This is a genomic window from Maledivibacter halophilus (genome assembly GCF_900167445.1).
Taxonomy (GTDB): Bacteria; Bacillota; Clostridia; order Peptostreptococcales; family Caminicellaceae; genus Maledivibacter; species Maledivibacter halophilus.
This window is the reverse complement of record NZ_FUZT01000003.1, coordinates 75,331-95,095: the sequence shown is the minus strand read 5'-3', so window position 1 is coordinate 95,095 and position 19,765 is coordinate 75,331. Positions and strand designations below refer to the sequence as shown.

Below are 19,765 nucleotides of genomic sequence, written 5' to 3'. Positions count from 1 at the left end.
TATGAAGAGAAGGGGTAAGGGGATTGCTGCATCCTTTTATGGGACTGGATATGGCAATGGTTTTCCTGACATTTCTATTGCAACCGTAGGATTAGAGGAGAATGGTAAAATTTCGATTTCTGTTGGAGCTTCGGAAGTTGGCCAAGGAGCTAAGACAATTCTATGTCAAATAGGGGCTGAGGCTTTAGGAATTGGCATTGATGATATTAGGATTGTCCATGAAGATAGTAACGAAACTCCTGATTCAGGTACGGCAGCAGCCAGCAGACAGACCTACAATACAGGTAATGCAGTAAAATTAGCAGTGGAAGAATTTAAGAAAAGACTGTTTGAAGCTGCGAAGGATGAATTAAAGTTAAATACATCCTTGGGATTAGAGGCTGAGGATAAAGAGGTATATCTTAAAATGTTTCCCCAAAAAAGAATAAGCTTTGAAAAAATTGCTAAGGGCTTTAAGAACAGGGGTAAAAAATTAACTGTAACCGAGAGATTTGTTGCCCAGACTACTGAAATGGACGGGGCTACTGGACAGGGTGCACCCTATTGGCCATACACCTTTAATTGCTACGGAGTTGAGGTAGAAGTAGATACTGAAACTGGGAAGGTTGATATCATCAGTGCCGTTTGTGCACAAGATGTGGGAAGAGCAATAAATCCTTCTATGGTAGAGGGACAGGTAGAAGGAGGATTTGCCATGGGAGTCGGATATGTACTATTTGAAGATATTGTATTGAAGGATGGGATGATAAAAAATAATAAGTTCTCAAAATATATTATTCCAACTAGTCTTGATATACCTAAGATAGAGAAGATTATTATTGAAGATCCAGAATCAACGGGACCCTATGGAGCCAAGGGAATAGGTGAGCCAGTAATGATACCTGTAGCTCCTGCTATATTAAACGCGATATATGATGCAGTTGGTGTGAGGATAAATGAACTACCGGCTTCACCGGAGAAAATATTAAAGGGAATTAAAGAGAGGTGAACAAGTATATGAAAAAAAGAATCGATATAGCAGCTGGAAGAGTAGATGGGGATTTAGTACTAAAAAATGCGAAGATTGTCGATGTGTTTTCAGAGGAAATAATCGAAGGAGATATAGCAATAAGTGATGGTAGGATAGCAGGTATAGGAGAATATGCTGGGAAAGAAGAAATCGATTTAAATGGCAAATATGTGGCACCGGGACTTATAGATGGGCATGTACATATTGAGTCATCCATGGTAACACCAAGTCAATTTGCCAAGGCCATAGTTCCCCATGGAACTACGACCATAATAGCTGATCCCCATGAAATAGCCAATGTATGTGGTTTGGATGGGATTGAGTATATCCTAGAGGGAAGCAGGGATATCCCCCTTGATGTATTTGTAATGCTTCCATCCTGTGTACCAGCAACGGACTTTGAAAATTCGGGTGCAGAGCTTTGCGCTACTGAGCTTGAAAAAATGATTAATAGTGATAGGGTTTTGGGTCTAGGGGAACTGATGGATTATCCCGGTGTAATTGGAGGACATAAAGGGGTTGTTGAAAAAATAAAAATGGCAGGAGATAAGTTAAAGGATGGGCATGGACCGGGGATTGCTGGAAAAGAATTAAATGCTTATGTTAGTGCAGGGATAAAAACGGAACATGAATGTACAACTGTGGAAGAAATGCAGGACAGGATTAGATTAGGTATGTATATACTAATAAGGGAGGGCTCTGCTGCAAGAAATTTGGAGGCCTTGGTAAAGGGGATAACTAGAGCTAATCTCAGGAGAACATTGTTCTGTACCGATGATAGACATCCAGAGGATATATTGAACGACGGACATATTGATAACAATATTAGGTTGGCCATAAGGAATGGAATCAAGCCTATAGCTGCAATTAAAATCGCATCCTTGAATGCGGCTGAGTGCTATAGATTATATGACAGAGGGGCTATTGTACCAGGGTATTTGGCAGATTTAATAGTTATAGATGACATGGAAAGTTTTAATATTGAAAAGGTATTTAAAGAGGGTAAGCTGGTTGCCAAAGACAGCAAGGCCCTATTTGAGGTTAAAGTCAAGAATAACTCAAAGGTAATTGATACCGTAAAATTAAGTGAAGTAAATAAGGATATGCTTAAAATAAAATTAGAGAGTGACATTGTAAATGTTATGAGATTATCGGCCCACAGCCTTGTTACTAAAAAGGTAATTAGGAAGGTAGACACAGAAGGGGGGTATTTTAAATATAATGATATGCTTGATATCTTAAAGCTTGTTGTAATTGAAAGACATAATAGAACTGGAAACATTGGACTTGGACTTGTTGAAAACTTCAATCTAAGGAGTGGAGCTATAGCATCGACTGTTGCCCATGATTCCCATAATCTCATTACAGCCGGAGATAACGATGAAGATATTCTTCTAGCTATTAAAGAAATAGACGAAATAGGTGGTGGAATTACCATATGTTCTAAGGGTAAGGTTTTAAAATCATTACCCCTGCCTATAGCTGGTTTGATGTCTGATAAGGCTCTAGATGAGGTAAGTGCAGAGCTGAAGGAAATGTTAAAAATAGCCTATGATATGGGCGTAAATAAGGATATAGATCCCTTTATGACCCTAGCATTTCTTGCACTTCCTGTAATACCAGAGCTTAAGCTTACAGACGTAGGGCTATTTGATGTGACGAAATTTGACTTTATAGATTTAAGTGTGAAGAGTGAATAAAGAGAGGTGGGAAAATTTCATTTGTTAATAAAGGAATGATTGACAAATATGGTGAGAGGATTGAGAGAATATTTTCCTGTCACCATTTTAATTTGTAGGATCAAAATATACTTTTTCATTGGCTTTAGTAGAACCATCAATATTTACCTTTAACCCTGATTTTTTCTCTAGGGTACTATATATTTCCTTAACTCCCTTCCACCACTTTTTGTCTTGGGCATATTTTCTGTTTATCCATTTAAAAGGGTCTTCGTTTTCTGGTCGACCCTTTAAAAGATTTATAACGGTTCTAGAGGCGATTCTAGAAGAATCTACTATATTAGTATTGTAATTTTCCCAGCTCTTAAATACATTGTAGGGATTATTAGCAATTTTTTTAGCAAATTTATGATTTTTAGGAACGAAGGCCTGCTCATGACCAGCTATTGAAAATAATAGGATAGGATTTAGATTGAATTCTTTGGCGCATTTAATTATGGTTGAGAAATAGGGTTCTTTAGCTAAAAGAGAGTTTTTTTCTATTAAGTAATTTCTCAATTCCTTTTCATTTATTCTCTTGTATTTAAAATGATCCGGTAAGTGACTGGTCATGAGTTCTAAATCCTTGCTAATTTCATAATCATTGTCTTCAAATTCTAAGTTTATATTATTATATTCTGCACTTGTAACCAGTTCAATAAAAGCTGCTCTGTCTTTATATATATAGTTTTTAAAAATATGAGTAATGGGTATGAGTAAAAGGCACAGTGCTAGGGAATATATAAGTATATATTTTCTGGTTTCTTCATCTGACATATTTGTTTCCAAAATATATAGAATTTTGTTTTTAAGTTTGGCGATATATTTTATAATAGGTTTAACTTTTACATGGCATTTAGAGGATATTTCTTTATTATCATTGAGGTTTTCATCTTCTATGATGCACTCATCATCAGATATTGTTTTATTATCTGAAGAATTATTATGATTTTCTTTTATATTGTCATGTTTTTTTTCTTTAATATTTTTATCGTTTTCTTCTAGAATTTTACTTAAGGAAGTATCATTATATGTAATGCTTTCAGGTTCAACACTTAATTCTTGAATTATATTTTTTATAATATTTAAGTCTATTTCTTCATCTATTTGTGTGCTTATCCATTTGTTTATTTGATATATAAATTCAAGACTTGTATCCTGGTTTGCTGCACATGCTTTTAGTACATCGTATTGATATATGATTTTTCTATTGCTTAGGAATGTATTTTTTATCAGATTGTTTTTCACATTGCTTTTATAATCTTTAGTGAAGCCCTTTAGATTTTTATTTAATATATTGTGAATATTTCTGGCCAAAATACGAGCTTTAGAGGATTCATCAAGCTGGGGATGTTCTTTATTGATGGCATTTCGTAGAAGATTTATATCTTGATTTGATAATATAATATTGTTTTTCATTTTATTTATAAAATCATCCATAAAGATTCACCCTTTTTACCATTTTTGACTAATAACTAATTCTACATATAATTTTCAAATCCTTCAAAGATTAGTATGTTGAAGATAAAAAACTTTTATAGATAAGGAGTGTTTTAATATATGAGAGTTAAAGAAAAGGAAAATGGAGTAATCTTAGAAGAAGTAGAGGATTTTGAACTACCCCATATATTTGAATGTGGACAATGCTTTAGATGGAATAAGGAAGATGACGGAAGCTATACGGGAGTTGCCCTGGGTAAGGTTATCAATTTAAAAAAGGAAGGAGATAATGTATATATTGATAATACCAATTATAGTGAATTTATGGATGTATGGTATAATTACTTTGATTTAAAAAGAGATTATGGAGATATAAAAGAAAAATTATCTGAAATTGATGATACTATGTTAACTTCAACGAAGTTTGGATATGGTATTAGAATATTGAAACAGGATGAATGGGAAACCCTCGTATCCTTTATAATTTCAGCAAATAATAGGATACCTATGATAAAAAGAGCTATAGAAGCCCTAAGCAAAAATTATGGAGAGTATATTGGACAGTACAAAGGAAGAGACCATTACAACTTTCCCAAAGCTGAAAGATTATATAATTTAGATGTAGATGATATTATGTTTAGTGGAATAGGCTTTAGAGGTAAATATATATTAAGTGCCGCAAAGCTTATAGTTCAAGATGGAGTAGATATCTATGGACTTAAAAACTTAAGTACTGAAAAGGCTCGGGAGAGACTTATGGAATTTCCAGGAATAGGGCCTAAGGTTTCAGATTGTATTATGCTTTTTTCTATGGATAAAGATGATGCATTTCCTATAGATATATGGGTAAAAAGAGTCATGGAGTATTTTTATATACCAGAAGGTACGAGTCTAAAAAAAATTCAGCAATTTGCACAAAATAAGTTTGGACCCTTGGCTGGTTTTGCTCAGCAGTATTTATTTTATTATGCTAGGGAATTAAAGATAGGAAGAGGAAAAAAGCAATCTAAAAGATAAATTTTACAAAAAACAGTCCTTTTATAGTGGGGTTAAAAGCAAAAAAAATTAAAGAAAACATGAAAAAATAACATAATTATTAATAAATTAGAATAATAAAGAGAAATATGAAGATAATAGAAAAAAAATTTTAAAAAGCAATTATAATTAAAAAAAATTACTTAAAACAACTCTAAATCGACTTAAATAGGATTTGCGTTATAATTACTTATATTGTAAATTAGTATTGTGATTAGCACTCAACTGAGGTGAGTGCTAATAAATAAGTTTGTAATTACATTTAAATAAAGAAAAAAAGAGGAGGTTTTATAATGAACATCAAACCATTAGGTGACAGAGTTGTTATCAAAAAAGTAGAAGCTGAGGAAAAAACTAAAAGCGGTATAGTTTTACCAAGTCAAGCTAAAGAACAACCTCAAATGGCTGAAGTAATGGCAGTAGGACCAGGCGGTATGGTTGATGGTAAAGAGGTTAAAATGGAAGTTAAAGTCGGAGATAAGGTTATATTCTCAAAATATGCAGGAACTGAAATCAAGTATGACGGAGAAGAATATACTATTTTGAAACAAAGTGATTTATTAGCTGTAGTAGAATAGAGAAATCAATTAACGATTTAGGAAATTTCATAAATTTAAATTAGAACAATTGCATAGTATATATGGTATGGTTTTAAAGACTTAAAAACTATATGGGTAGTAAATTTTTAAAGGTAATAATTATGCAATTTACTTAATTTAAACTATTAACTGATTACATAAGGAGGGTAATACAATGGCAAAGGAAATTAGATTCAGTGAAGATGCTCGTCGTAAACTAGAAGAAGGTGTTAATAAATTAGCTAATACAGTTAAGGTTACATTAGGACCTAAGGGTAGAAATGTTATTTTAGATAAAAAGTTTGGTTCACCTACTATTACTAATGATGGTGTAACTATTGCCCGTGAAATTGAATTAGAAGATGTATATGAAAATATGGGTGCTCAATTAGTTAAAGAAGTAGCTACTAAGACAAATGATGTTGCTGGTGATGGTACAACTACAGCTACATTACTTGCTCAAGCTATAATTAGAGAAGGATTAAAGAACGTTGCAGCAGGTGCAAATCCAATGATACTTAAAAAAGGTATAGAAAGAGCTGTTGAAGTATCTGTTGAAGAAATTAAGAAAAATTCAAAGCAAATAGAAGGAAAAGAAGCTATTGCTAATGTTGCTTCTATTTCAGCTGCCGATAGTCAAATAGGATCTCTTATAGCTGAAGCAATGGAAAAGGTAGGAAAAGATGGAGTAATTACTGTTGAAGAATCAAGAACTATGGGAACTACTTTAGATGTAGTTGAAGGTATGCAGTTTGACAGAGGATATGTTTCTCCATATATGGTGACTGATACTGAAAAGATGGAAGCTGCCCTTGAAAGTCCATATATCTTGATTACAGATAAGAAGATTACAAACATTCAAGAAATTCTTCCACTTCTTGAGCAAATAGTTCAACAAGGAAAGAAATTGTTAATTATTGCTGAGGATATTGAAGGTGAGGCTCTTGCTACACTTGTTGTTAATAAATTAAGAGGAACCTTTGAATGTGTTGCAGTTAAAGCTCCAGGTTTTGGTGATAGAAGAAAGGCAATGCTTGAAGATATAGCTATAGTAACTGGTGGTCAAGTGATTTCTGAAGAATTAGGATTAGATCTTAAGACCGTTACAATAGATATGCTTGGTACAGCTAAGTCTGTTAAAATTGACAAGGAGAACACTACTATCATAGATGGTGCAGGAGATAGTTCAGCTATATCAGATAGAGTTAAACAAATAAAAGCTCAAATTGAAGAAACTACTTCTGACTTTGACAAGGAAAAATTACAAGAAAGACTTGCTAAGCTTTCTGGTGGAGTTGCAGTTATCCAAGTAGGGGCTGCTACTGAAACTGAAATGAAAGAAAGAAAATTAAGAATAGAAGATGCATTAAATGCAACAAGAGCAGCTGTTGAAGAAGGTATTGTTGCTGGTGGTGGTACAGTACTTATTAATTCTGCTAAAGCAGTAGAAAAAATGCTTGAAGGCCTTGAGGGAGATGAAAGAACAGGAGCATTAATAGTTAGAAGAGCCCTTGAAGAGCCATTAAGACAAATTGCTATAAATGCGGGATTAGAAGGCTCAATAGTAGTTGAAAAAGTTAGAAATAGTGAAGATGGTGTTGGCTTTGATGCTTTAAATCAAAAATACACTGGTATGCTTGCAGCTGGCATCGTTGACCCAACTAAGGTAACTCGTTCAGCTCTTCAAAATGCTGCATCAATTTCTGCGTTATTCTTAACAACTGAAGCTGCAGTAGCTGAGCTTCCAGAAGAAAAACCTGATATGCCACCAATGGGTGGAATGGGCGGCGGAATGCCTCCAATGATGTAAAAAATGGTTAAATCTGTTGATTACAACAGTTTTATAATTTCATAAAACTGATTTAACAACATTTTGCTAATATTAGAGGCTTTGCATAAGTTCTTAGAACTTTTGTAAAGCCTCTTTTTCATTTCCTCAATTATATGGATAAACCAAATACTCTGAAAACAATTCTTGTTTTAAATCTATTATAATTTGTATATAATGGTAGTAATTAAATATATATAGGGGTTTAAGTAAAGATTTTAGTTTTAATTCTAAAACTTTATCTTAAAGATTATGACAAGGAGGCTTTTATGTTTGCTGATATAGATTATATTAATCAATTTACAGATATGATGTCTGAAGGGTTTATTTTTATTGATAATAATGGCAAAATTCAAATATATAATAAAAAGGCAAAGGAAGTTTTTGGTGTTATTTATAATCAGGGAAGAGGACATGAATCAGGAAGAATCATTGAGGGAGATATTGTAATAATAGCAGATAATAATCTTGGAAGAGATGACGGTGGACTTACTCCAAATAATTTAAGTGTAATAGGTATTGAAGATAAAAATATAAAAATAGGGGATTCCATTATAGCTATAGGCTCCTATATGAATAAAAAGATTATTCCTATATATAAATATATGAAAAATGATAGTGGAAAATTTATGAAACTGAATACAAGTTTTCAGGGAATAGATATAACTGTAAATATTGATATAGTAGGTAAAATTATTGATATTATCGTAAATGGTGAAAAGTTTGAAATTGAGTATATAAGTGCAATAGGTCATATGGTGGTACTTGAAGGCCAAACTGGAGAAGTAAAGTTTTATCAAGCTAATGGATATACCATAAGAAAGGAAAGTATTTTAGATTTGCTTAATGGTAAGGAATATATGGCAAAGGGGCAAAATCTTGAAGTAGAAGTTATAGGGAGAGATATTTTTGATATTCATGGGCATGTTTCTGATATTAAGGAATTCTATGAAGCTGCCCAAGGTAAAAGTATAAGCTTTAAAAATAAATTTATAGAAATAAACGGCAGACCTACTCTGTGTTCTCTTTCACCAGTGGATAGAGATGGTAAAAGAGTAGGGGCTATTTTAAAAGTTAAGGACATATCAGAACTTAAGAAACTCATAGAAGAGAGAAATGAAGCATTTTTGAAATTAGAAGAAATTGAAAAACAAATTAGTGGAAGAGAAAGTGTTGCTAATATGTTTCCAAATATAATTGGAGAAAGTGATGAAATAAATGAGGTTAAAAAACTTCTTTATAAGGCTTCTAATTCAAGCTCTACAGTTCTCCTTCTTGGAGAAAGTGGAACAGGAAAGGGTTTAATGGCAAGGGAAATACATGCTGCAAGTAAATTTAAGAATAACCCCTTTATTCACGTTAATTGTGCTTCTATACCAGAATCCCTTATTGAAAGCGAGATTTTTGGATATGAAGAAGGAGCCTTTACTGGAGCTAGAACAAAAGGAAAAATTGGTTTTTTTGAAATGGCAAAATCGGGAACTATATTTTTAGATGAAATATCTGAAATTCCTCTTTCAACTCAGGTAAAGCTTTTACGGGTTTTACAAAGTAAATCTTTTTTTAGAGTAGGTGGTACAGAGGAAATTAAAATTGATGTGAGAATTATAGCAGCCACTAATAAAAACCTAGAGGAGGAAGTTTTAAAAGGTAGATTTAGGGAGGATTTATTTTATAGAATAAATGTATTTCCCGTTTGGATACCACCACTTAGGAAAAGAAAGCAGGATATATACCCTATTGTATATTCAAAATTGCCAGAAATCTGTAAAAAGGTTGGATGTGAAGAAAAACATATTTCTGGACAAGCTTTAAAAAAACTTAAAAATTATAATTGGCCGGGAAACGTTAGAGAAATGGAAAATATTCTTGAAAGGGCAGTAATTCTCTGTGATGGTAGAACTATACTTTCAAAGCATTTAAAAATTGAAACAGGTAATGGGGATGCAAAAGAAGATATAAATAATATTAAAACTATTAAACAAGCAGTAATGGAGGCAGAGAAAAAAGCTATTATTAATGCTCTAAAAATTTGCAATGGTAATAAAAAACAAGCCATGGATATATTGAATATTAGAAAAACTTCTTTTTATGACAAGATAAAGAAGTATGAAATAGAAGTTCGATAATACGGAAAATGGTCCGCTAAAACGAACTATGTTTTTGTCGAAAAATACAGCATTAAGGGAGATTGTCTATAATATTAGTTCGATTAAACGGAAAATAATTAAATTGTGAATTTATAAATCCCCTATTCTTCCTGCAATTATATTTGGCATAAAAATTGCTAAAAATAAAATTGAATTTACTAAAAAGAATGGGTGATTATTATGGAAAATAAAATTAATAATAGTAATTATATGTTTAGTGGTTTAGATACTGTGATGCTTGCTAGAGAATATGGTACTCCTTTATATGTTGTATCTGAAGATATTATCAAGGAAAAATGTAAAGAGATAAGAGAAAGTTTTTTACTAAAATATGAGAATGTTAAGGCTGCATATGCTAGTAAAGCCTTTCTAAATCTTGCTATGTGCAAGATTATTGAAAGAGAAGGGCTGTATTTAGATGTGGTTTCAGGTGGAGAATTATTTACTGCAATAAAGGCAGATTTTCCAATAGAGAAAATATTTTTTCATGGTAATAACAAAAGTGAGGATGAGTTACAGCTTGCCATATCTAAGGATATCGGGAGGATAGTTGTAGATAACTTATATGAGCTTGAACTAATCAATAGTATTAGTGAAAAATATAATAAGAAGACCAATGTATTGTTTAGAGTTACTCCTGGAGTAGAAAGCGAGACCCATAAATATATTATAACAGGACAAAAGGATTCAAAATTTGGTATTCCTATTGTGGAAGATATAATATTTAAAGCCATAAAGGCAGGTATAGAATATGAAAATATTAACCTTTTGGGCTTTCATTTTCATGTAGGCTCTCAAATATTTGATAATAAATCCTATATAATTGCAGCTGAGAAAATTATGAATCTAATAAAGGAAGCCAAGGATAGGTTTGGTTTTATTACAAGGGAATTAAATACTGGTGGTGGATATGGTATTTATTATGCAAAGGGAGATGATCCAAAGCCTCTAAGTTATTTTACCGATGCAATAATGGAGAAGGTATTTGAAAAGTGTAAAGAATTCAATTTGGAAATACCTACTATTATAATAGAGCCTGGAAGATGGATCATAGGAGATGCGGGAATTACTTTATATACTATAGGTGCTATCAAGGAAATACCAGGAATTAGAACTTATGTATCAATTGATGGTGGAATGCCTGATAATCCGCGTCCAGCTCTTTATGACTCAAAATACGAAGCTGTTGTTGCTAATAAGGTAAATGAGCCTGCTGATAATACTGTTACAATAGCTGGAAAATGTTGTGAAACGGGAGATATACTTATATGGGATTTAAATGTTCCTAAAATCCAGCCTGGAGATTTTTTGGCAGTTCTCAGCACTGGAGCTTATAATTATTCTATGGCCAGTAATTACAATAAGGCTTTAAGACCAGCCGTAGTACTTTTAAATGAAGGAAATGCCGAGGTGATAGTTGAAAGGGAAACATATGAAGATTTAATAGCTAAAAATAGTATTCCCTGGCATTTAAGATAATAAACAAAACAAGGACTCCATAAAGTAATGGAGTCCTTAAACATTTAAATTATTAGCTCATTTTATTATTCATATTTCCACCGGTCATATTTCCACCAGATATATTTTTAGAAAGAGCTGATTTAAGCTGTTGTTTGTCTTGTTGAGTAGCATTTTGAGCAGATGGGTAGTAACCTTTTTGTATTGCTATCTGTCCTAATTGGTCTTGAAATTGTTCAGCTTCAGTTCTAAGCTGTGTTAAGGCATTTTTTAAACTCTTATTGCTACATTCTCCAATTGCATTGGTGTAGGTAACCATACTGGATTTTGTACCAGAAAGAACGTCACTTACCATATCTCTTTCTTGCATATTCATAAACTTTACCTCCATTTTCTATAATTTGTTTGTTAATTGCTGTACAGTGGTTTGAGCAGATTGAGCAGCTTGTTTAAACATCTGCTTTAGCTGGCTATCTTGACACCTATTTGAGTATTCATTTAGCTTACTAGCCATAGTTTGATGCTCATCAATAATATGTCTTAAATTTTGCAATTCTTGTTGAGATACATTAGTAAGGTCAACTTGATTTAAATTTGCCACAAAGATTCTCCTTTCTTACACTAAGAGTTATTTTGTATTACTCAATTTTATTTTGTGATTTAAAGGATTCTTATATACAAATATTTATGAAATTGTATATGGTAAAAAATAGAAATAAAAAACCCATGAGAAATTTCTCATGGGTTTTAAACCAGATTATTCATAAAAAATTTAAAACTCTGCTGCACTCTTTCAAACTTTCCATGAATAATCTGGGCTTAAATATGGCTTTTGAAGATTTCTTTTACTGATTTTAAATATATATCAAAATCTTTTTTTGAAAATAATATAAACCTTATTTCTTTAAAGTCTGTTTCATCTATAAATTTTTTAACAGTGTTTAGGGCTATGATTGAGGCCTTTTCAATTGGATATCCATATACTCCGGTACTAATGGAAGGAAAAGAAATGGTATCTATGTTATTTTTATGGGCAAGCTTTAAGCTGTTTCTATAGGCGTTTGTCAAAAGCTCAGGCTCTTTATGCTTGCCATCCTTCCATATTGGACCTACTGTATGTATTACATAATTCGATGGTAAATTTCCTCCTGTGGTAATTACAGCTTCACCAACATCGCAGCCACCATACCTAGCTCTTATGACCTTACATTCTTCTAGTATTTTAGGTCCTCCTGCCCTATGAATGGCGCCATCGACTCCGCCGCCTCCTAATAATGTTGAGTTTGCTGAATTGACTATGGCTGTGGTATTTTGCTTTGTAATATCTCCTTGAACTAACTTTATAGTAGTAGCTCCATAAATAAACTCCATATGTCTTACCTCCATTTAAAAGCATATTTATAATATTATGATATCATATTTTTAGCTTATGGATTATGGTTAATGGTTTTGGCTAAAAAGATTATCAGGGGTTTTAAATATTTCATTTAAGTGATTTTAATAAACTAAAAATAAATATTAAAACCCCTATATAAGAACTTGCACAATGAGTTAGTTTATGATAGTTCGTTGTATAATATGGAAAATTTATTTCTAATATTTTCTATATCAACTGAATCTGCCTCTTTAATTTTATACCAACCTCTTTGATTCATTAAATCTAAAATTTCAAACTGACAATTTTGAGTATTTGTTAAGCATATGCTTAATGCATTTCTTAAATCTGGACAAGTTGACTCCATGATAGATGAAGTATATGAGTGAGTAATCTGTTCTTCTGACATAAGTAAGTCACTGAGTAATTCTTTCTCGCTAAAATCTAGACTGTAAGACATTTTTTTCAACCTCCATGGAACATTTTTGAATTAATATGAAAAAATGTGAAATACTATATATAACTGAGGAAATTGCATAATTGTCTTCTTTTGCAAAAGCTACTTTTAATATAGTTTAAAAAAATTAAAATGTAGATTTATGGTTGGACTCTATATAATTAAGTAAATTATTGTAATTTTCCTTATGCTTTTCAGCAGAGTTTTGGCAGAGAATTTTTAACTGAGCATCATTAAAATATGATGCATACAAATTATATTTTTTGTTCATCATAGCTTCATAGGACATTTGGTTTTCAAGGACTTTTAAATTAGATTCGTCAAATTTAGGATTAGGGTACATTTTTAATCCTCCTTTAGAAATAGTATTTAATTGAGCAAATTGTATAATTACCTTCTGTAAGAACCATATATTATATATAGCTTAAAAATTTTCAGAGATATACCATATATATTATGCAATTTTGCCAAATCGTAGTTATGAGATTTTCTTAATTATATTATTTGAAATAAATTAATTTATATTTCTTGTAAATTATGAAGAAGATAAACATAATTTACAGTAATGGATATTCTTTAGAAAAATTATAAGGAGGTGTTAACTTGAGTTTTTTAGATAATTTTTTTAATATGTTTAAAGACAAAAGAGATAAGAGGAATAATACTGCAAGTGATAACAATCTAACAAATATGAAGGATACCCATGTATCCTTTGGAGAAGATCCAGGCACAATAGGAAATCCAGAAGATGAAATAGAGTAATTTTCACAGGCCGTCTCACAATAAAATGTGAGACGGCCTAATTTTTATGTATAAATTCACCTTTTAATTTACTTATCTATAGATACAATATTAAAACTTAAGACGGATTTATTTCACTATATATACAAAGAGATAATGGAGTGTTATATTATACAATAGATATCACAGAAAATATCACAAGAAATACCTCTAGTAAATTTGTTAAAAAACAAGAGATAGTATAAAATGTGATATAGTTTGTTAAAAAATATTTCCAACATTAGTGATACCAGTCTTTTTAAAAGTTCAACGAATATATTTATCTTGGCATAAGTTTTGCTAATATTAATAGTTGAGGAAATTGCATAATACATGTAAAGAATTTTAAAATACAAAATGGAGTGGAGAAAGTCAGGTTAGTTATCTACATATTGTATTTTGAAATTAATAATGTTAATTATGCAAGTTTCTCAGGTGAATAATGGAGGGATTAAGTTGATTAGTGATTTATTATCTATTATCCAGAGAGAAGACAAAAGAAATCCTATGAAAGATGATGAATTGGCTAAAATCTTAGATACAAATAGAGAAAAGATTAATCTATTAAGGCAGGAAAATAATATTCCTAATTATTTAGAAAGAAGAGAAAGTTACTTAATAGAAAATATAGACAATATAATTATCTCAGATCCCCAAATATCTTTAAGAAAAATAACTAGCGAATTAAATAAACTGGGATTTAAGATTTCAACCTTTGGAGTAAGAAAATATAAGGAATATATAGATAATAAAAAAAGAGAATATTTAAAAAGGGAAGAATTTGAATTTGTTGATACTAATGATGCTGCTAATAAAATTGATGATTTTTCCAATGTTATAGGTGCCTTAGGGAGTCTTAGACAAGTTATTAAATTAGCTAAGGCTTCGGTATTATACCCTCCAAATGGATTACATACTCTTTTATTTGGGGAAACGGGAGTAGGCAAAAGTCAATTGGTTGAGGAGATATATAATTATGCTAAAACAATTAGAAAAAACAGAAATATGCCTTTAATTACATTAAATTGTGCTGATTATAGTGATAATCCTCAACTCATAGTTTCTCAATTGTTTGGTTATTCAAAGGGTAGTTTCACTGGTGCTGATAAAGATAGGCAAGGTTTAGTTGAAAAAGCAAATGAAGGTATATTATTTTTAGATGAAATTCATAGGCTTCCCCCCAAAGGGCAGGAAATTCTATTCAGGATAATAGATAAAGGAGAATTTTCCAGACTGGGGGAAACCAGTCGTATTAGAAAAGTAAATATTATGATAATTGGTGCTACAACAGAAAATTTAGAGTCTAATTTATTGATTACATTTAGAAGAAGGATTCCAGTTTTAATTGAAATTCCTCCTCTTAAGGATAGGCCAATGAAAGAAAGATTGCAGCTTATATATAAGTTTTTTTCCATTGAAGCAGCTAAGCTAAATTGTAGTATTAAATTATCTGAGAAAATATTAGAAATTTTATTGTTTTACAAATGTACAGGAAATATAGGCCAATTAAAATCAGATGTACAGGTGATATGTGCTAAGGCTTTTTTAAAGCTTTTATCTGAAAAGGAAGATATTATAAAGATCACAATAAAAGAACTTCCAAACCATATAAAAAATCAGGTGTTGGATATATCCAATAAAAGGGATGAGCATAATTTATTGGGACTCAATGATATTACGATTGTTCCCAATAATAAAGATATTGAGAAACAGCTAATTAAACATGATATTGGATATTTAATGAAAAAGAGAATTGATGAAATCAAAAAAACTGAAGAAGGATTAAAGGAGAAGAAGAATTTAGTTAAGGAGTTAAATACAATTGTAGAAAATTATACAAATAGTATTGAAAAAAAATATGGATATATATCTAAAAAGGATCTAAAAAACTTTTTAGGCATAGATATAACCCAGGCTGTTGAGTATGTATTAAAGGAAATTAATATAGATGAAAAATTAAAGCAATCACTTTTTAATATATTGTCTCTACATATAAATTCTGCTGTAGAGCGCTTAATGGCTGGAAATATCATAATAAATCCCCAGCTTGATAATATAAAAAGAAACAATAAAAAGGAATTTGAAATTGCACTGAGGCTGGCAAATATATTAAATGAAAAATTAGATATTACTGTTCCTGAAGATGAGGCAGGGTTTATAGCATTATATTTAATTCACTATATTAAAAAAAATAGGAATTATAAAGAAAGAAGAGTAAAGGTAGTAGTTGTAACCCATGGGCAGGTGGCTGATTCAATGCTAAAGGTGGCACAAGCCCTCCTTGGAATCAATGACGGCATAGCTATAAGTATGGAACTTAGTGTTAAACCTAGAGAAATATTGGAAAAAGTAAAGGATACTATAACAAAGGTCCATGAAGGAAAGGGAGTTTTACTTTTAGTAGATATGGGTTCCCTTGTATCCTTTGAAGAAATTATTTCAGAGGAGCTTGGGGTAAAGGTAAAGGCAATACCTAGAGTAGATACTTTAATGGTTATAGAGGCAATTAGAAAAGCATCCATATCTTCAAATACACTAGAAGGGGTTTATGATTCTATTTTAGAGTTAGATAGAATGGTATCCAACAGCAAAATAAGGAAATGGGACTTTAGAAGCAAGCCAAAGAGTAAAGCGATTATTACAACTTGTATCACAGGAAAAGGTACAGCCCTTAAGATTAAGGAAGTAATTAAAAAGAAGCTTGGGGATTTAAGTTGTGGTATAGATATTATACCTGTTGGATTATTAGATGGTGATTTTCTAGAAAAAATTTTAGAGATAGAAAAGGATTATGAAATATTATTAATAGTTGGAACAGTAGATCCTGAATATAAAAATCTAATATTTATTCCCTTTGAAAAAATATTAGATGGAGAAAAATTAGATTTTTTACTTAATGCAGTTAAGCTCAGCAATAATTCAATTATGAAAAACAATGGGGGAGTATCTATAAAGGATTTATTTGATAGTAAAGCAATTAAATTTTTTGATTCATGTAGGTCTAAAGAGGAATTAATAGCAAATATGGTAGATACTTTAGTACATGAAGGATATGTTAAAAAGGAATTTTACAATGATGTCATGGAAAGGGAAGAGGATGCAAGCTCATATATAGGCGATAATGTGGCTATTCCCCATACAACCAGGGAAAATTCTATAATCAGGCCAATTATTGGGGTGGGCATACTAAAAAAACCTTTGCTCTGGGATGATGGTAAAGTAAATATTGTCCTTATGTTGGCTTTAACTCCTAAGCATAAGAATAATTTTCTTAAAATATACAAATTAATTAAAGGAACAGACCTTAATCAAAAAATAAAAAAGTTGAATAATGGCGAAGATGTAATAAAGGAGGTTTTAAAATATGCAAGAAGAAAATGAAATAGCAATTGAATTTGATCCAGGCATAATTAGGCCAAATGTAAATGTAAATAATTGGGAAGAATTATTGGGGAAAATGGGAGATTTGCTTAAGGAAAAGGGCTATGTGAAAGAAACATTTAAAGAAGCTCTAATAAACAGGGAAAAAGAGCACCCTACCGGTATTCAGGTAGGTGAGCTTGGAATTGCCATTCCCCATACCGATGCTGTCCATGTAAATAAAACTACTATAGCAATGGTAACCCTTGAAAAACCTATAAAATTTGAGCTTATGGCCGAAGATGGAAATACAAATGCTGAAATAGTATTTATATTAGTAGTTAAAGAACCTAAGACTCAATTATTTTTCCTAAAAAGACTTATGGCTATGTTTCAAAAAATAGAGGTATTACAAAAAATCAAAGAGATGAAGGAGTCAAAGGATATAATAAATCTTTTGAAGCAGGAATTGAAAGTATAGAAAAAAAATCTTTCCTTAAATCTCTATACAAGGAAAGACAAATAAAAAATTAAATTGTTTTATATAAAATTGATGTAGTAATAGTATATCATTTTTATAAAAAAAATAAAAATTAAATTTGAGGGGAGGAAAAATATAAAATGAAAAAGAGAATAATTGTGGCATGTGGTGGAGCAGTTGCAACTTCCACAGTGGCAGCAGACAAAATAGCAGAATTGTGTAAAAAGGAGAATATACCTGTAGAAATTATTCAATGCAGGGTATCAGAAATTGCATCTAAATGTGACAATGTTGACTTAATAGTAACAACATCAAGGGTTAAAAAGGATTATGGTATACCCCTTGTAAGTGGAATGTCGTTTGTTTCAGGAATAAATGTTGAAAAAACAGAGGAAACCATATTAAGCTATTTAAAATAAAGATATAAAAAATAAGAAAATTAATTTTATAATTTGATTTTGGGATAATTGCATAATATATAGGGTGAAATATTGGAATTCTTACAATAACTAGTTATGCAATTTCCTCAAATAAAAAATTGAATTATTTTATATGAATTGATGTGAGCAAATTGCATAATTATGTTATCAAAAAATCAGCCATTACTGTGGTATTGAAATCTTTGCAGAAATACTATATATTATGCAATTTTGCCGAACTAGAATTATACAAATTCTTTGATGTATATGAATAAAGACAAATATTAAGTTGTGATAGGAGGATTTTTCATGGAGTTTATAAAATATATTTTGGATTTAGGACCATCAGTTATGCTTCCTATAGTTATATTTTTATTTGCAATTTTACTGGGACAAAAACCTGGTAGAGCTTTTAGATCAGGAGTAATGATAGGTATTGGCTTCATAGGAATTGGTCTTGTAATAGGATTGATGCTAGATAATCTTGGACCAGCAGCTCAAGCTATGGCTCAAAGATTTGGTGTTCAGCTTAGTGTAGTAGATGTTGGATGGCCAGGCTCATCTCCGATGACTTGGGCCACTCCCATTGCTACTATAGCTATACCTATTGCAGTAGCAGTAAATATTATTATGCTGGTTTTAGGGTTGACAAGGGTTGTAAATGTAGATATTTGGAATATATGGCATATGGCCTTTACAGGTGCAATACTACATATAGCTACAGGAAGCTTTGCAATAGGAATAGTGGGTGTTATTATTCATGCAGCCTTTGCTTATAAGCTAGGGGATTGGTTTGCTCCTATTACAGAAAAATACTTTGGACTGGAAGGAATAGCTGTTCCCCATGGGACTTCAGCATATTGTGGGCCAATTGCTGTACCAATAGAATGGCTCCTTAATAGAATTCCGGGAGTTAAAAAAATTAATTTTAACTCTGAGAAAATAAGCGAAAGATTTGGAGTATTAGGTGAGCCAATGATTATTGGTTTGATACTGGGAATAATAATAGGATTTTTAGCAGGATATGAGTTTAAAATAACTTTACAATTAGGTATGCAAATGGCTGCTGTTATGATTTTAATGCCAAAGGTTGTTAAATGTATTATGGAAGGACTTATTCCTGTATCTGAAGCTGCAAGAGAATTACTTTCTAAGAAATTTAATGGAAAGAAATTTTATATTGGATTAGACCCAGCTGTACTTTTAGGGGAGCCTGAAGTTGTATCTGCAAGTTTATTATTTGTACCACTTACAATTATAATAGCTGTGATTGTACCTGGAAATAAGGTGTTGCCCTTTGGTGATTTAGCTACAATAGGATTTTTCGTGGCTATGGCTGTTGGTATTCACAAGGGGAATTTATTTAGAACCCTTATATCTGGATTTGCAATTATGTTTATGACAATATGGATTTCAACACAAACAATAGGACTACATACTATATTAGCTGAACAATCCGGTGCAAAACTAGCCGATGGTGTGACAAAAGTGGCTTCATTGGACCAGGGTGGTTCTCCAATAACTTATATATTAACTCAGTTATTCAAATTAGAAAATATTAGTGGTTTATTAGTGATAGGAAGTATTTATATATTCTGTGTTGTGTTCACTGTATTATATTTCAAAAAATTAAAGCAGCAGGAAGGTAGTAAAACAATATAATAATTAACTCTTTGT

The 19,765-nt window shown here is 31.4% G+C and carries 18 protein-coding genes; 12 read left to right on the top strand and 6 right to left on the bottom strand.

The genetic code is table 11. The features are described 5' to 3' along the window. Window position 1: 1 nt before the first annotated feature. Together B5X81_RS28365 and ade are read left to right on the top strand one after the other, a co-directional pair. Window positions 2–988, top strand: coding sequence for a xanthine dehydrogenase family protein molybdopterin-binding subunit (locus B5X81_RS28365; RefSeq protein WP_079490324.1), 987 nt, complete (start codon window positions 2–4; stop codon window positions 986–988). 8 nt (window positions 989–996) lie between these two features. Next, on the top strand, window positions 997–2,709 hold the full coding sequence (ade, locus tag B5X81_RS06450) for an adenine deaminase (RefSeq protein ID WP_079490323.1): 1,713 nt from the start codon (window positions 997–999) through the stop codon (window positions 2,707–2,709). 87 nt (window positions 2,710–2,796) lie between these two features. Here ade and B5X81_RS06445 read toward each other — a convergent pair whose 3' ends face one another. Further along, window positions 2,797–4,167: a hypothetical protein gene (locus B5X81_RS06445; RefSeq protein WP_079490321.1), complete on the bottom strand. Its 1,371-nt coding sequence runs from the start codon at window positions 4,165–4,167 to the stop codon at window positions 2,797–2,799. A gap of 120 nt (window positions 4,168–4,287) precedes the next feature. On the opposite strand from B5X81_RS06445, the gene B5X81_RS06440 reads away from it, so the two are divergent. From B5X81_RS06440 to lysA, 5 genes are all read left to right on the top strand, one after another. After that, window positions 4,288–5,184: a DNA-3-methyladenine glycosylase family protein gene (locus tag B5X81_RS06440; protein WP_079490320.1), complete on the top strand. Its 897-nt coding sequence runs from the start codon at window positions 4,288–4,290 to the stop codon at window positions 5,182–5,184. A 311-nt stretch (window positions 5,185–5,495) separates the two neighbouring features. Then, a complete protein-coding gene (gene groES, locus B5X81_RS06435; RefSeq protein ID WP_079490318.1) occupies window positions 5,496–5,780 on the top strand; it encodes a co-chaperone GroES in 285 nt (94 codons plus the stop codon). Between the two features lie 175 nt (window positions 5,781–5,955). Then, window positions 5,956–7,590 carry a chaperonin GroEL gene (groL, locus tag B5X81_RS06430; RefSeq protein ID WP_079490317.1) on the top strand — a complete coding sequence of 545 codons (1,635 nt, stop codon included), beginning with the start codon at window positions 5,956–5,958 and terminating at the stop codon, window positions 7,588–7,590. Between the two features lie 287 nt (window positions 7,591–7,877). Beyond that, entirely contained in the window at window positions 7,878–9,737 is a 1,860-nt protein-coding gene (locus B5X81_RS06425) for a sigma-54 interaction domain-containing protein (protein WP_079490315.1), read from the top strand. A gap of 201 nt (window positions 9,738–9,938) precedes the next feature. Next, on the top strand, window positions 9,939–11,237 hold the full coding sequence (gene lysA / locus B5X81_RS06420; protein ID WP_079490314.1) for a diaminopimelate decarboxylase: 1,299 nt from the start codon (window positions 9,939–9,941) through the stop codon (window positions 11,235–11,237). A gap of 52 nt (window positions 11,238–11,289) precedes the next feature. On the opposite strand, the gene B5X81_RS06415 is transcribed toward lysA, so the two are convergent. From B5X81_RS06415 to B5X81_RS06395, 5 genes are all read right to left on the bottom strand, one after another. After that, window positions 11,290–11,592: a spore coat protein gene (locus tag B5X81_RS06415; protein ID WP_244282021.1), complete on the bottom strand. Its 303-nt coding sequence runs from the start codon at window positions 11,590–11,592 to the stop codon at window positions 11,290–11,292. Between the two features lie 18 nt (window positions 11,593–11,610). Beyond that, entirely contained in the window at window positions 11,611–11,817 is a 207-nt protein-coding gene (locus B5X81_RS06410) for a hypothetical protein (protein WP_079490312.1), read from the bottom strand. 218 nt (window positions 11,818–12,035) lie between these two features. Continuing rightward, complete coding sequence (locus B5X81_RS06405) at window positions 12,036–12,587, bottom strand: O-acetyl-ADP-ribose deacetylase (protein ID WP_244282020.1); 552 nt, start codon at window positions 12,585–12,587, stop codon at window positions 12,036–12,038. Between the two features lie 185 nt (window positions 12,588–12,772). Then, on the bottom strand, window positions 12,773–13,051 hold the full coding sequence (locus tag B5X81_RS06400; RefSeq protein WP_079490309.1) for a spore coat protein: 279 nt from the start codon (window positions 13,049–13,051) through the stop codon (window positions 12,773–12,775). A 124-nt stretch (window positions 13,052–13,175) separates the two neighbouring features. After that, a complete protein-coding gene (locus B5X81_RS06395) occupies window positions 13,176–13,391 on the bottom strand; it encodes a hypothetical protein (RefSeq protein WP_079490308.1) in 216 nt (71 codons plus the stop codon). Window positions 13,392–13,651: 260 nt separating this feature from the next. On the opposite strand from B5X81_RS06395, the gene B5X81_RS27300 reads away from it, so the two are divergent. The 5 genes from B5X81_RS27300 to B5X81_RS06375 all read left to right on the top strand — a co-directional run bounded on the left by B5X81_RS27300 (window position 13,652) and on the right by B5X81_RS06375 (window position 19,750). After that, window positions 13,652–13,810 (top strand): hypothetical protein, encoded by a 159-nt coding sequence (locus B5X81_RS27300; protein WP_170917307.1) that lies wholly within the window; start codon window positions 13,652–13,654, stop codon window positions 13,808–13,810. 474 nt (window positions 13,811–14,284) lie between these two features. After that, the gene (locus tag B5X81_RS06390; protein WP_170917306.1) at window positions 14,285–17,209 is read left to right on the top strand and encodes a sigma 54-interacting transcriptional regulator; all 2,925 of its coding nucleotides are present in this window, start codon (window positions 14,285–14,287) and stop codon (window positions 17,207–17,209) included. Beyond that, window positions 17,193–17,669: a PTS sugar transporter subunit IIA gene (locus B5X81_RS06385; RefSeq protein WP_079490305.1), complete on the top strand. Its 477-nt coding sequence runs from the start codon at window positions 17,193–17,195 to the stop codon at window positions 17,667–17,669. Before B5X81_RS06390 ends, B5X81_RS06385 begins: the two co-directional genes overlap by 17 nt. A 140-nt stretch (window positions 17,670–17,809) precedes the next feature. Further along, entirely contained in the window at window positions 17,810–18,088 is a 279-nt protein-coding gene (gatB, locus tag B5X81_RS06380; RefSeq protein ID WP_079490303.1) for a PTS galactitol transporter subunit IIB, read from the top strand. A 309-nt stretch (window positions 18,089–18,397) separates the two neighbouring features. Further along, window positions 18,398–19,750: a PTS galactitol transporter subunit IIC gene (locus tag B5X81_RS06375; protein ID WP_079490302.1), complete on the top strand. Its 1,353-nt coding sequence runs from the start codon at window positions 18,398–18,400 to the stop codon at window positions 19,748–19,750. The last annotated feature ends 15 nt before the right edge of the window (window positions 19,751–19,765 follow it).